Annotated in this window: 11 protein-coding genes and 1 pseudogene; 7 read left to right on the top strand and 5 right to left on the bottom strand. The window is 68.1% G+C overall.

Features of this window, described 5'->3' with window-relative positions; genetic code table 11:
- Positions 1-46 precede the first annotated feature (46 nt).
- Entirely contained in the window at positions 47-871 is an 825-nt protein-coding gene (locus tag P2L57_RS12565) for a DUF8842 C-terminal domain-containing protein (protein ID WP_275812823.1), read from the bottom strand.
- Between the two features lie 510 nt (positions 872-1,381).
- Here P2L57_RS12565 and P2L57_RS12560 point away from each other — a divergent pair.
- Positions 1,382-2,059, top strand: a complete 678-nt coding sequence (locus P2L57_RS12560; protein WP_372515688.1) for a transglycosylase family protein — start codon at positions 1,382-1,384, stop codon at positions 2,057-2,059.
- 503 nt (positions 2,060-2,562) lie between these two features.
- On the opposite strand, the pseudogene P2L57_RS12555 reads toward P2L57_RS12560, so the two are convergent.
- A pseudogene (locus P2L57_RS12555) lies at positions 2,563-2,949 on the bottom strand (cbb3-type cytochrome c oxidase subunit I); the annotation flags it as partial.
- A 381-nt stretch (positions 2,950-3,330) separates the two neighbouring features.
- Between P2L57_RS12555 and exaC the strand changes: the two are divergent.
- The gene (gene exaC / locus P2L57_RS12550) at positions 3,331-4,854 is read left to right on the top strand and encodes an acetaldehyde dehydrogenase ExaC (protein ID WP_275812821.1); all 1,524 of its coding nucleotides are present in this window, start codon (positions 3,331-3,333) and stop codon (positions 4,852-4,854) included.
- A 169-nt stretch (positions 4,855-5,023) separates the two neighbouring features.
- Here exaC and P2L57_RS12545 read toward each other — a convergent pair whose 3' ends face one another.
- Positions 5,024-5,770, bottom strand: a complete 747-nt coding sequence (locus P2L57_RS12545; RefSeq protein ID WP_275812818.1) for an FkbM family methyltransferase — start codon at positions 5,768-5,770, stop codon at positions 5,024-5,026.
- Between the two features lie 193 nt (positions 5,771-5,963).
- Here P2L57_RS12545 and P2L57_RS12540 point away from each other — a divergent pair, with 193 nt between their 5' ends.
- The gene (locus tag P2L57_RS12540; RefSeq protein ID WP_275812815.1) at positions 5,964-7,196 is read left to right on the top strand and encodes a nucleotide disphospho-sugar-binding domain-containing protein; all 1,233 of its coding nucleotides are present in this window, start codon (positions 5,964-5,966) and stop codon (positions 7,194-7,196) included.
- A gap of 37 nt (positions 7,197-7,233) precedes the next feature.
- Positions 7,234-8,604: an NDP-hexose 2,3-dehydratase family protein gene (locus P2L57_RS12535; protein ID WP_275812811.1), complete on the top strand. Its 1,371-nt coding sequence runs from the start codon at positions 7,234-7,236 to the stop codon at positions 8,602-8,604.
- 108 nt (positions 8,605-8,712) lie between these two features.
- On the opposite strand, the gene rfbB is transcribed toward P2L57_RS12535, so the two are convergent.
- Both rfbB and P2L57_RS12525 read right to left on the bottom strand, forming a co-directional pair.
- A complete protein-coding gene (gene rfbB, locus P2L57_RS12530; RefSeq protein ID WP_275812808.1) occupies positions 8,713-9,693 on the bottom strand; it encodes a dTDP-glucose 4,6-dehydratase in 981 nt (326 codons plus the stop codon).
- Positions 9,690-10,757: a glucose-1-phosphate thymidylyltransferase gene (locus P2L57_RS12525; protein WP_275812804.1), complete on the bottom strand. Its 1,068-nt coding sequence runs from the start codon at positions 10,755-10,757 to the stop codon at positions 9,690-9,692. The genes rfbB and P2L57_RS12525 overlap by 4 nt, the downstream gene beginning before the upstream one ends.
- Positions 10,758-10,987: 230 nt before the next feature.
- On the opposite strand from P2L57_RS12525, the gene P2L57_RS12520 reads away from it, so the two are divergent.
- Genes P2L57_RS12520 through P2L57_RS12510 form a run of 3 tightly spaced genes read left to right on the top strand, consistent with a single transcriptional unit; the run spans position 10,988 to position 13,260 of the window.
- Positions 10,988-11,428 (top strand): nuclear transport factor 2 family protein, encoded by a 441-nt coding sequence (locus P2L57_RS12520; protein WP_275812801.1) that lies wholly within the window; start codon positions 10,988-10,990, stop codon positions 11,426-11,428.
- Between the two features lie 40 nt (positions 11,429-11,468).
- The gene (locus P2L57_RS12515; protein ID WP_275812798.1) at positions 11,469-12,203 is read left to right on the top strand and encodes an SDR family NAD(P)-dependent oxidoreductase; all 735 of its coding nucleotides are present in this window, start codon (positions 11,469-11,471) and stop codon (positions 12,201-12,203) included.
- Between the two features lie 31 nt (positions 12,204-12,234).
- On the top strand, positions 12,235-13,260 hold the full coding sequence (locus P2L57_RS12510) for an LLM class flavin-dependent oxidoreductase (RefSeq protein WP_308292458.1): 1,026 nt from the start codon (positions 12,235-12,237) through the stop codon (positions 13,258-13,260).
- Positions 13,261-13,302 lie beyond the last annotated feature (42 nt).

The following is a 13,302-nucleotide window of genomic DNA, read 5'->3' as shown; positions in this document are numbered from 1 at the left end:
AGCACCCCGTTCGGGGGCGCTCCGGCCTTCGTCGTGATCGGCTGGTTCAGGTGCCGGCGAGCGGCATCGTGCCGCCGACCAGCTGACCGACCATCGCCGCCCGGTCCAGTGCGTCGCGCAGCAGGTCCTCGCGCGGCTGGCGGCCGATGGTCCCGGCCGGTGCCGCGTAGACGAACACCTTGTTGGTGCGGTTGGCCGCGCTGCGCCATCCCTCGCTGACCGGCAGCGGCTGGTGCGCCTGCCACCAGGCGGAGGCGTTCGCGTTGTTCGAGCTGCCCTGGAGGACGGCGTGCAGCTTGCCCATCGCCATCAGTACCGACCAGCCGCTCAGTTCGGGGGGCGGCATTTCCAGGTTGGTGACCGGATGGAACCCCGCCTCCTGGAGCAGGAGCAGGAACTCGTCCTGGGATGAGCTGCCCGGGCGGCCGACCGGGCTGGTGGGCTCGACCACCAGTGCCGGGTGCAGGTTGTCCTGGCAGAGCACCAGGCCGCAGGTGATGCCCAGTACGGCGGCCTGCTCCTGCGTGGGCGGCTGGACGGCGGCGGTGGGAGGCTGGCCGCCGGGGGAGACGGGTGGCTGCTCACCGGCGGAGCTGTCGCCGGTGATACTGCGCACGGCGACCTGCAGTTGCTCCTCGGAGACCGGGACGACCTGCGACGGAATGCACCTGGCATGCGCGAAGGCGAGCACCGCGGTCTCCTCGCCGACGAACAGCACCGTGCTGGTGCGTTCCTGGGCGGTGTTGCCGGGGGTGCGGCAGGAGGTGCAGTCGTACGGGCCGGGTGCGTTCTCGCCTGACGCCAGGCGGGCGGCCTCCTCATCGCCGATCTCGGCGCGTACCTCGTCGCTGACATCGAGCATGGGCGGCACGGGGTGACTCCTCGGGGGTTCGTTCGGTGCGAGCCCGGAGTTTCCCGGCTCGCAGTGACAACGGGCGACCTGTGGCAGGGGTCACGCGCGGACCGGCGCGGGTTCAACTAGTCGTATGCGTAGGGTGATCTGCTTCCCGGAATCCCTTACTCCGTGTATATCTTGTGACGTTGTACATGCTTGTGAACGCGTGAAGAAGCTCACAGGAAAGCTTGGTTCCGGCGACGCGTATCAGAGTAAACCGGAGTCAAAGGGGCGGAAAATCAAGACACTTACCGCCGGTAACCCGCAACTGGCCTGGGCAGAACGGGCATTGGTTGATATCGGCGGCTTGTGCTCCCTAGATTCGGCGGCCGTGTGCACAGAGCACCGCCCGGGCAGTCCGCACGGAGGATGACGGCGCGTCAGCGCGGTCAGCGGACGGGCGGGACGAGCACGGGGCGCAGATGCGCCCGGTGGACGTCCCGTTGGCACGACAGGGGGAGCCCGGGTCCGTTGAGAAGGGGATTCATGTCCGGACATCCGGAGCGCCGTCAGCACGCAGCAGCGTCCACCACCGCGATGGGAATGCGCCGCAGGGCGCGGGCCGCCGTGTTCGCGGGAGCGGCTGTCGTGGTGCCCCTGACCGCCGTCGCGGTCGGCACGGGGCAGGCGCAAGCCGCCGACGCTGGTGTGTGGGACCGCATCGCGAGCTGCGAGAGCGGTGGAAACTGGCACATCAACACCGGCAACGGGTACTACGGGGGCCTTCAGTTCAGCGCCAGCACATGGGCTGCCTACGGCGGTACGAACTACGCGCCGACCGCCAGCGAAGCCAGCCGTTCCGCGCAGATCGCGGTCGCCAACCGCGTTCAGGCGGCCCAGGGTTGGGGTGCCTGGCCGGTCTGCTCGGGTCAGGCCGGAGCCTCGGGCAGCGCGCCCGCCGAGTCGGCGCCGCAGACCGGCACGAGCCACAAGACGTACAAGGCGGCCCCCACCGAGCGGCGCCACGAAAGCCAGAACACCACCAGGTCGAGCGCCCGCACCGGCGGCTCGGGCCACGGCAACTACACGGTGGCGTCCGGTGACACCCTCAGCGGCATCGCGGCCGCGCACGGCACCACGTGGCAGCGCCTGTACGACGCCAACAAGCAGGTGATCGGTGACAACCCGAACCTGATCCTCCCGGGCGAGCGCCTCAAGGTCTGACCCGCTCGCGGTGCCACGGGGTCTCGTACGACCGGCCGGTCCGCACCATGGTGGTCGCTCGCCCGTCGCGGCGAGTGGTCCCAGGGTGCGGACCGGCCGTAGTCGAAGGAGATCCGCCGTCTGTACAGCGCTGGAGGCAGCGTGGCCCTCCCGCGAAGGTCACCGTTCCACGGTGTAGTTCGTAGACGATGCGTGTCACGGGGAGCAGGTTCGCCGGTAGCCGCTGTCCCGCGCCCGGTTCGTCCAGCAGCAGCACCTGTGGTCCGGCGGCCGGCGCGCGGCCCGATTCGACCCGGCGCAGCATCCCGGTCGGCAGCCGGCGGCGCTGCTCCGCGGGCGGCGGCCGTGGCGGCTGGTCCTCGCAGGGTGCGGATATGCGCCGCGACTGCTTCACCGTTCCGCAACTGCCGTACCGGCCCTGATCACTGGGGCGGTCGAGTCGTCGATCGACTCGGTCAGCGGGAGGGTCGCCTCCACACCGCTGACCGCCTCCGGATGGTGCGGGTCGAAGATTCCACCGAACGGCCACAGCCCCAGGGACCATCGACGCCGACCAGCGTTCCGTACCGGTGCGTCTTCCAGACGTTGTAGCGGAACGGCAGCGTGGAGGCGCCCAGCGGGAACGAGCCATTCGAGGAGATGGTGTTGAGCGTGGTGAACCCGTCGGCGGCCAGGTAGTCGGCGTACCGGCGGGGCATGCATGAACCCCGAGCCGGTGCATCACCAGGAACGTGGTGTGGAAACCGGCGAACAGCGTCCAGAAGTGAATCGTGCCGATGCGCTCAGTCCAGCATCTTGCCGGTGAACTTCGGCCACCAGAAGTAGAAGCCGCCGAACGCCGCGAAAGCCATCGTGCCGAAGACCACGTAGTGGAAGTGTGCCATCACGAAAGAGACCGATCTGCGGTGGCATGATCTCGTCGGCGAAACCCGCGATGGTCGGCGTCGCGAGCAGCAGCAGCATGATCGTGCTATCGCCGACCCTTCGACCGCCGGGTGCGTAGCGGCTCGGAGATCGCCTCGATGGCCTGTGTCCCCATGCGGTCCCGTAGCGGTCAGGTACGCGGGAAACCGGCCATCAGATCTTCCGTCAGCCTGCCGGGCAGGGGCCGGGGCACCGCCTTTGCGCCCCTTCCGATGGCGTGATCCGCACCTGACCGTGGCCGGGGCGGCGGCCCGGCGGTAGCGTGCGGTCCATCCAGGAATGTCGCTCCATCCAGGAATGTCCGGGCCGCCGAGCCGTGCCCCGGAGCGCCCCAAGGAGGAAGTCGCATGACGGTCTATCAGACACCTGGTACCCCCGGCAGTTCGGTCACCTTCCGTTCCCGGTACGAGAACTGGATTGGCGGAGAGTGGACCGCTCCGGTCGACGGCCGCTACTTCGAAAACCCGACTCCGGTCACCGGAGAGGTCTTCACCGAGGTGGCCCGTTCCACGGCTGCGGACATCGAACTCGCCTTGGACGCCGCCCACTCGGCGGCCCCCGCGTGGGCCCGTACCGCACCGGCCGAGCGCGCCGCCGTGCTCAACAGGATCGCCGACCGGATCGAGGAGCACCTGACCCAGCTGGCCGTCGCCGAGGTGTGGGACAACGGCAAGCCGATCCGCGAGGCACTCGCCGCCGATCTACCGCTGGCCGCGGACCACTTCCGGTACTTCGCGAGCGCGATCCGGGCCCAGGAGGGGTCGATCGCACAGCTCGACGACGACACCGTCGCGTACCACTTCCATGAACCGCTGGGCGTGGTCGGCCAGATCATCCCGTGGAACTTCCCGATCCTGATGGCCGTGTGGAAACTGGCGCCGGCGCTCGCGGCGGGCAACACCGTCGTCCTCAAGCCCGCAGAGCAGACCCCGGCCTCGGTGCTGGTCCTGGTCGATCTGATCCAGGACCTGTTGCCGCCGGGCGTGGTCAACATCGTCAACGGCTTCGGTGTGGAGGCGGGCAAGCCGCTGGCGGCCAACTCCCGGGTCGCCAAGGTGGCGTTCACCGGTGAGACCACCACCGGCCGCTTGATCATGCAGTACGCGAGCCAGAACATCATCCCGGTCACGCTGGAACTGGGCGGCAAGAGCCCCAACATCTTCTTCGACGATGTGGCGGCCCAGCCGGATGAGTTCTACGACAAGGCGCTCGAAGGATTCACCATGTTCGCCCTCAACCAGGGCGAGGTGTGCACCTGTCCGTCCCGGGCGCTGATCCAGTCGACCATCTACGACAGCTTCCTCAGCGACTGCCTGGAGCGGACCCGCTCCCTCCGTCAGGGCAACCCGCTGGACACCGACACCATGGTCGGCGCCCAGGCCAGCAACGACCAACTGGAGAAGATCCTCTCCTACATCGACATCGGCACCGCCGAGGGCGCCAAACTCCTCATCGGCGGCGAGCGGGTCGACCTCGGCGGGCCGCTCTCCGGCGGCTACTACATGGCACCCACGATCTTCGAGGGCCAGAACAACATGCGGATCTTCCAGGAGGAGATCTTCGGCCCGGTCGTCTCGGTCACCCCCTTCGAGGGCTTCGACGACGCCATCTCGCTGGCCAACGACACGCTGTACGGCCTCGGCGCGGGCGTGTGGACCCGGGACGGCAACACCGCCTACCGCGCGGGCCGCGCCATCCAGGCCGGCCGGGTGTGGACCAACTGCTACCACGCCTACCCCGCCCATGCGGCGTTCGGCGGCTACAAGAACTCCGGCATCGGCCGAGAGGGCCACAAGATGATGCTCGACCACTACCAGCAGACCAAGAACCTGCTGGTGAGCTACTCACCGCAGGGGCTCGGGCTGTTCTGAGCGCCCGAAAAGGGGCGCCTGGCCTGGCTTTCGTCGGTCAGGCGCCTGTCGCCGACGAGGTGTCCGGACAGTGTGCCGGGGATGTCGTCGTCGTTCGGGTCAGCATCGCTCACCGTCTGTCCAGCACGGCCCTGGCCCTGAGCGGGCCCAGGGCCGTGGCGTGGTGGTCTCAGCGGTGGGCAGTGACGTAGTAGAGCTCCAACTCCTCCCACATCAGGGGGACCGGTTCGCTGGCGACCGTGAGGCCCTTCTCGCGCAACAGAGCCTCGACCTGGGCCAGTGCGCCGTCGGCGTTGTTCACCTCCAGCAGGACGTTCTGCACCTTCGCCCAGTCCGCGTCGTCAATCCCGCGGAGCACTTCCAGCTCCGCGCCCTCGACGTCGATCTTGAGCAGGTCGATGGAGGTGACCCCCGGGTGCTGCTCCGCCAGGAAGCGGGACAGCCGGTCCACCTTGACCGTGATCGTCGTGGCCTGAAACAGGTCGGTGGCCGCCTCCTCGCCCAGGCGTTCGCCCATCAGGCGCTTCTGCAGGGCCTTCTCCTCCGGGTGCAGGGTTGAGTTGCCGGGCATCGCCGGGTAGTAGGTGAAGGTGGCCTCACGGGCCTCGGAGCCGACGGCGTACGGGTACACCGTGACATCGCCGACCTGGTGCAGCTCCAGATTCTGCCGCAGCGCCTGGTAGTTCTCCGGCGCGGGTTCGAAGGCGATGATCCGGGCTGCCGGATACTTCTGCTTCATGTACAGGGAGAACAGCCCGATGTTCGCCCCCACGTCGATGGTGAAGGGCGCTTCGGGGAGCCCGGGCTGATCGTAGTTGTTGTCCTTGAATATCTCCTGGTAGATGAAACGGGCTTCGAACTCCCCGCTGGCGTAGCAGGAGAATCCCTCTTCCATTTCGATGAGGTGCAGGCCCATGAGCACTGGACTCCTTCCGCTGGGTTCGGAGCGTTGGCCGGCCACCGGCCCGCCCCGGCAGCGATATTTCCACGTGAATAGTGGAGCCCCGCTCGTGCCCCGCTTGAATCATGGCTGTGTATTCCTGAAATGAGCGGTCTCCGGTAAATCTTCAGGAGACCGCGTGGGTCTTTCTGTGGCAGCATCCCGAGCCATGAGAATCCTTTTTCCTGCCGCCCCCGGATACGGCTTGCTGCTGCCAGTTATTCCGTTGGCCTGGGCTGCTCGGGCAGCCGGGCACGAGGTCCTGCTCGCTACCACGGCCTATGTGACCAAGGCCGCCGCAGAGTCGGGGCTCCCGACGGTGGATGTCTTTCCGGTCCGCGATGTCGGCGCGGACCTGCTGCTCGGCTCGAAGGGACAGGCCCCAGGGATCGAGGAACCGGGAGACGGACTGCCGCCTGGATACTGGGAGCTGGCTCGCGCGATGCGGCCCTTCGACCTCTTCGCGCTCGCCATGACCGACGGCACTGTCGAGGCAGGCCGCAGCTTCGGCGCGGACCTCGTGGCGTACCCGTCCGACCACGCCGCGGGAATGCTGGCCGCCGCCGCACTGGGCGTGCCCGCCCTTGAGGTCGGCAACCGCATCTCGTGGTCGATGCGGGACGAAGGCGTCAGGGAGAGCGGCGCGCGGAACCACCGCACCGGGGTCATCCCCGACGACTCCCCGATCATCGCCGGGCTGCGGGAGCGGCTGGGTATCGGAGACCGCCGGCCCGATCTGATCGCCAGGATCGACCCGCGTCCGCCGAGCCTCGGCGGCCTGAGGGCAGACGCACCCGACCCCGCGGGCGGCGCTCCCTGGTGGCCGATGCGCTACATCCCGTACAACGGGGGTGCGCTCGTGCCCGACTGGGTGCTGCGCCGTCCGGAGCGGCCGAGGATCTGCCTGACCCTCGGCACCGTCATCCCGCTGATGTCCGACGGCAGCAAGCTCTCGCTGCTTATGCAGGCGCTGGGCGAACTGGATGCCGAGGTGGTCCTTGCGGACCATTCGACGGAAATCTCGGCTTTGGGGGTGTTGCCCGAGAACGTACGACTGGGCGGATACCTTCCGCTGTCGGCCTTCCTGGGCACCTGCTCCCTGATCGTGCACCACGGTGGCTCTGGCACCACGGCGGCCGCGCTGCACTACGGCGTTCCGCAGTTGATCCTGCCCGAGGGCGCCGACAACCCCCTGGTGGCGCAGCGGGTGGTCGACCGCAAAGCCGGTCTTTCGCTGCCTTTCGCCGACATCGACCTGACCACGGTGCGAGAGCTGGTTCACCGCCTGCTCGGCGAGCCCGCGTACGCGGAGGCGGCACGGGCGGTCAGCGCGGAGATGGAGACCCAGCCCACCCCGGCGTCCGTCATCGACCGGCTCACGCGACAACTGTCCCTTCGCTAGGCGTCGTCAAGCTCGGATCAGCACTTGGGAGCTCCACTTGTTCTCCACAACGGCAGACTTCAGCAGTTGGTTCGCCGATCGCTGTCGGGCGCACGACTACCGCGTGTCCCGTGTCGCGCTCGACCGCCTCGACGGTTGGCGGTTCGAGCGGGGGACCGGGAACCTGGTCCACCGCAGCGGTCGCTTCTTCTCCGTCGAAGGTCTGGACGTCCGGGACGCGGGCCGTGAGGTCGACGCCTGGCAGCAGCCGATCATCGTCCAGCCCGAATACGGGATCCTCGGGATCCTGGTAAAGAGGTTCCACGGCGTCCCGCACTTCCTGCTCCAGGCCAAGATGGAACCGGGCAACGTCAACCTGGTGCAGCTCTCGCCCACAGTGCAGGCAACGAAGAGCAACTACACCCGAGTGCACGGGGGCAAGCCGGTTCCCTACCTGGAGCACTTCATCGCCCCGCACCGCGGGCGTGTGCTGCACGACGCGCTCCAGTCTGAGCAGGCCTCCTGGTTCCTGGGCAAGCGCAACCGCAATATGGTCATCGAGGTCGACCAGGACGTCGAACTGCTCGACGACTTCTGCTGGTTGAGCGTCTCCCAGATCAGTGAGCTGCTCGCGGTCGACAACCTGGTCAACATGGACACCCGAACCGTGCTCTCCGGTGCGACCCCGTTCCGGCTGACCGGCTCCGCACACGGGGGTGCCACTTTCCGCGACGCGCTCAACCGTTCGTGGCGGCCCGGTGCGGCCGCTCACCGCGACACGGCTGAGCTGCTGAGCTGGTTCACGGACGCGAAGTGCCGGTCCTCGCTGACGCGGCAGCGCATACCCCTGGCCCAGGTGCGCGGCTGGTCGCGAGCCGACGAGGTCATCGCCCATGACGAGGGCAAACACTTCACCGTGGTGGGCGTCGACGTCAGCGCCAGCAGCCGCGAAGTGGCCAGTTGGTCGCAGGTGATGCTCCAGCCCCGCAGCGAGGGCGTCATCGCCTTCCTGGCCAAGGCCATTGGGGGCGTGATGCACCTGCTGGTGCAGGCCAGGACCGAGACCGGGGCCCGAGACGTGATCGAGCTGGCGCCGACGATCCACTGCCAGCCGGGCAACTATCCGCTCAACGGCGCCCGTCCGAGGTACCTGGATGAGGTGATCGCGGCGCCGAGGGAACGGATCCGCTTCGAGTCGGTTCACTCCGAGGAGGGCGGCCGCTTCTACCACGCGCAGAACCGGTACATGCTGGTCGAAGCCGACGACGACTTCCCGACCGACATCCCGGAGAGCTACGCATGGATGACGTTTCGTCAGTTGACCGAGTTCGTGCGCTACGGCAACTACATCAATGTGGAGGCCAGAAGCCTGTTGACCTTCCTCAACTTTGCTGACCTGGGTGCTCCGGTGTTGCAGGGCGCGGCTTAGCGATATGGCGCGAGGGGGCGTGCCCGAATGGCAGGCCCCGTTCGCGTTGGCGGCCGCACACGAAGCGCCCGCCTGGGGTCTCCAGCCGGGCGCTCCGTGTGCGGCCGATCAGACCCGGGCCTTCAGCGGCTCCCACCAGGCGCGGTGGTCGCGGTACCAGCGCACCGTGGCGGCCAGGCCCTCCTCGAAGGGCACGCGCGGGATGTAGCCGAGCTCTTCGTGGATCTTGGTCCAGTCGACCGAGTACCGGCGGTCGTGTCCCTTGCGGTCCTCGACGTAGACGACGCTGCTTTCCCAGTCGACAGCGAGAGCCTCCAGCAGCAGGCGGGTGATCTCGTTGTTGGAGAGTTCCGCACCGCCGCCGATGTTGTACACCTCGCCGGCACGCCCGCGGGTGCGCACGAGTTCGATGCCTTGGACGTGGTCGTCGATGTGCAGCCAGTCGCGGACGTTGCCGCCGTCGCCGTACAGCGGCACCCTTCTGCCTTCCAGCAGGTGCGTGGTGAAGAGCGGGATGAGCTTCTCGGGGAACTGGTGGTGACCGTAATTGTTGGAGCAGCGGGTCACCCGGACGTCCAGGCCGTGGGTGCGGTGGTAGGCGAGCGCGACCAGGTCGCTGGACGCCTTCGACGAGGAGTACGGGGAGTTGGGCCGCAGGGGATCAGTCTCGGGCCAGGAGCCCACCTCGATCGAGCCGTAGACCTCGTCGGTCGAGATGTGCACGAACCGCTCGATGTTCGCCCGGTTCGCGGCATCGACCAGGGTGTGCGTGCCCAGCACGTTGGTCCGCACGAACTCCGTACCGCCGTCGATCGAACGGTCCACGTGGGACTCGGCCGCGAAGTGGACCACCTGGTCGTGTACAGCCATCAGCCGTGCGACCGTCTGAGCGTCGCAGACGTCGCCCTGGACGAACGAGAAGTGGGGATGCGAACGCACCTCGTCCAGGTTGGCGAGGTTGCCCGCGTAGGTCAGCTTGTCCAGCACCGTGACGGAAACATCACCCGGCCCCTCGGGGCCCAGCAGCGTCCGGACATAGTGGGAGCCGATGAAGCCGGCGCCGCCGGTCACCAGGAGGCGGGTCGTCATGACGAGATCTGCACCTTGCTGTGGTCACCGAGCACGAGCCGGTGGGCGGACGGGTTACGTGGGGCCGGCGTCACATGCACGTCGCGGCCGATGAGCGAGGCCTCGACGCGGCGCACGCCGGTAAGCGTCGAGTCCCGAAGGACGATGGAGTACTCGACCTCGCTGTCCTCGATGCGGCAACCCTCGGAGATCGAGGTGAAGGGCCCGACGTACGAGCCGCTGATCATGGCACCGGCTCCGATGACCGCGGGTCCGACGATGCGGCTGCCGCTGACCCGCGCGCCCTCCTCGATCCGGACCCGGCCGATGATCTCGCTGCTGCCGTCGACCGTCCCGGCCGTGCTCGGCTCGATTGTCTCCAAGACCGAGCGGTTGACCTCCAGCATGTCGGTGACGTTGCCAGTGTCCTTCCAGTAGCCCGAGACCGTGGTTGAGCGGACGTCCCGCCCCTGGTCGATGAGCCACTGGATGGCGTGGGTGATCTCCAACTCGCCGCGTCCGGAGGGCCGGATGGCACGCACGGCCTCGTGGATGGCCGGGGCGAAGAGGTAGACGCCCACCAGGGCGAGGTCGCTCTTGGGATGTTCCGGCTTCTCCACCAGTGAGGCCACCCGGCCGTCCGCATCGAGCTCCGCCACGCCGAACGCCCGGGGGTCGAGCACCTGGGTCAGCAGGATACGGGCGTGCGGCCGCTCCTCGCGGAACTCGTTCACCAGGCCGGTGATGCCGCCGACGATGAAGTTGTCACCGAGGTACATCACGAAGTCGTCGTCGCCGAGGAACTCCCGTGCGATGAGGACCGCGTGCGCCAGACCCAGCGGCGCTTCCTGCTGTATGTAGGTCACGTTGAGGCCGAAGCGGGAGCCGTCTTGGACCGCCTCGCGGATCTCGTCGGCTGTGTCTCCCACGACGACGCCGACCTCGGTGATGCCGGCTTCGGCGATCGCCTCCAAGCCGTAGAAAAGAACGGGTTTGTTGGCCACCGGCACCAGCTGTTTGGCCGATGTGTGGGTGATGGGACGCAGACGGGTCCCGGACCCGCCAGACAGTACGAGTGCCTTCATGTATGAGCCTCCAGAGCAGACGACACCGGTCTTCCCTCCGCCCTGCAGCGTGGTGGCCGCCGCTGCAGGGGGAGTCGAGCCGTGGCGGAGGGGCACCGGAACCCTGGGGACAAGGACCTGCCGGGGCGCGTGTTCAAGCCGGGTTCAAGGCGGTCAACCCAGACTCGCTGATCCGGGACCGGGCCGCCCGTTGGCCCCTTCACCCCGAGATCAGCGGAGGCCTTACCCACATGCACGTCACGGCGACATTCACGGACATCTACGTGGCCGTCTCACAGTTCTACGGCAGGCAGGTCCAGCTGCTCGACAGCAGCCGATTCGAAGAGTACGCCCAAACCTTTACCGCCGACGGGGAGTTCCAGCACACCCCCGGGATTCCGCCAGCACGCACCCATGCCGGGATCGTTGAGGAACTGCGCCGGTTCAACACCCGGTTCGACAACGATCCGGTGCAGCGGCGGCACATTTTCAGCATGCTCAATCTGAGCGCGTGGAAGGACGGCGCCATCGACGCCACCTTCTATGCGCTGGTCCTTACCACCCGTCCAGGCGTGAAGCAGCCTGTTGTCGGCCCGAGTTGTCTGGTGCGCGACGTTCTCGTGATCGAGGACGGCGAAGTGAAGAACCGCTCCCGCCAGGTGGAGCACGACCACATGTTCAGTCTCGTCTGATATCGACGCGGAACCGCTGTCTCACCTGGAAAGGAATCGCATGACTGGCAAACCGGTCGCTCTTATCACCGGATCGTCGTCCGGAATCGGCGCCGCCATCGCCCGCCGCATGTCCGACGAGGGCATGGCGGTCGTGGTCAACTCGGTGCGCAGTGTCGAGGCGGGAGAGGCGCTCGCCGCGTCGCTGCCGGACGCCAGGTTCGTCCGCGCGGACGTCTCCGACGAGGCTCAAGCCCACCAGCTCGTGGAGAAGGCCGTCGCGGCGTACGGACGGCTGGACCTGCTGGTCAACAACGTCGGCGTCACCCGACCGATACCACACGCGGACCTCACCGCCGCGTCGGGCGACGTCTGGCGGGAGATCCTCGGCCTCAACGTCATCGGCACCTGGCAGACGACGGTCGCGGCTGTGCCGTGGCTGCGCAAGTCGCCCGGCGGCGGCCACGTCGTCAACGTCTCTTCGATCGCCGGCACCCGTCCGGCCGGCAGCTCCATTCCGTACGCGGTGAGCAAGGCCGCGGTGGACCACATGACTCGGCTGCTCGCCGGGGCGCTTGGCCCGGACATCCGGGTCAACGCGGTCGCGCCCGGTCTGATCGACACTCCGTGGACCAAGGGTTTCACCGAGATCCGAGCCCGGGTCGAGGCCACCACCCCGCTGCGTCGGGTCGGCACGCCCGAGGACGTGGCCGAGGCCGTGGCCGGGCTGCAGCGCGCCGGCTACACCACCGGCGAGGTCGTTCTCGTCGACGGTGGCGCCCACTTGCTGATCTGAGCTGGAAGGGATTACCTCGATGAAGCTTGGCGTGAACCTGACCTATCAGGGTGCGTCAGAACTGGCCGTCGCCGCGGAGCGATTCGGCTACGACGTCGCCTTCGCCCCGGAGGGCTACCGGTCGGATGCGGCCAGCGTGCTCGGCATGGTCGCCGGACGGACCGACCGGATCGGGTTGGCCTCGGGCGTGATGCAGATCCCCGCCCGCCCACCAGGGTTGGCGGCGCTGACCGCGGCGACGCTCAACTCGCTCTCCGCCGGCCGGTTCCGGCTGGGCCTCGGGGTATCCAACCCGGACGTCTCCGACGGCTGGTACGGGGTTCCCTTCGACCGGCCGCTGGAGCGCACCCGCGAGTACGTCGAGATCGTGCGGATGGCGCTTTCCGGAGAGCCGGTGGTCTATGCGGGCGAGCACTACCAGCTGCCGTCCTCCGGCTCGGCAGGAGGCGCCCCGCTCCACGTCATCACCGAGCCGGCGGGCGCCCTCGTGCCCGTCTACCTGGGTGCGGTGGGGCCGCGCAACCTCCAGTTGGCGGGTGAGATAGCCGACGGCTGGATCGGCGTCTTCGCCGCGCCCGAGCAGGTCGCCGAGTCGGTCGAGCGGATCGCCGCCGGGCGTGCCCTGCGCGGCTCCACCATGGCCGGTTTCGAGGTGATCCCGTGCCTGGCCACCTCGGTGGGCGAGAGCGTCGAAGGCTGTGTCGACCTGTTGCGTGCCCACTACGCCCATCTGATGGGCATCGGTGACCCGGCGCGGAACTTCTACTGCAAGCTGGCCGCCCGACTCGGCTGGCCGCAGGACGCGCAAGAGGTGAGCCTGCGGGTCCGGGCCGGTGACCGGGCGGGGGCGGCCGCGGCGGTCCCCACGGACTTCGTCGACCAGACGTCGCTGGTCGGCCCGGTTGACCGGATCGCCGAGCGTATGGCGGCCTATGCCGAGGCCGGTGTGACCACACTGAGCATCATGATCTCGGCGGTGGCCACCGACCTGACGGGCCGGCTGGCCATCCTGGAGCAGGCCATGGCGGCGTTGGAGAAGTCCGGAGCCGGCAGCTGACCACACAACCAGCGAACGGCGTGCCGAGGACATCGTCCTCGG

Source organism: Streptantibioticus ferralitis (genome assembly GCF_029223525.1).
GTDB classification, from domain to species: Bacteria; Actinomycetota; Actinomycetes; order Streptomycetales; family Streptomycetaceae; genus Streptantibioticus_A; species Streptantibioticus_A ferralitis.
The sequence above is the reverse complement of the archived record's forward strand: the minus strand, read 5'-3'. Positions and strand labels throughout refer to the sequence as shown.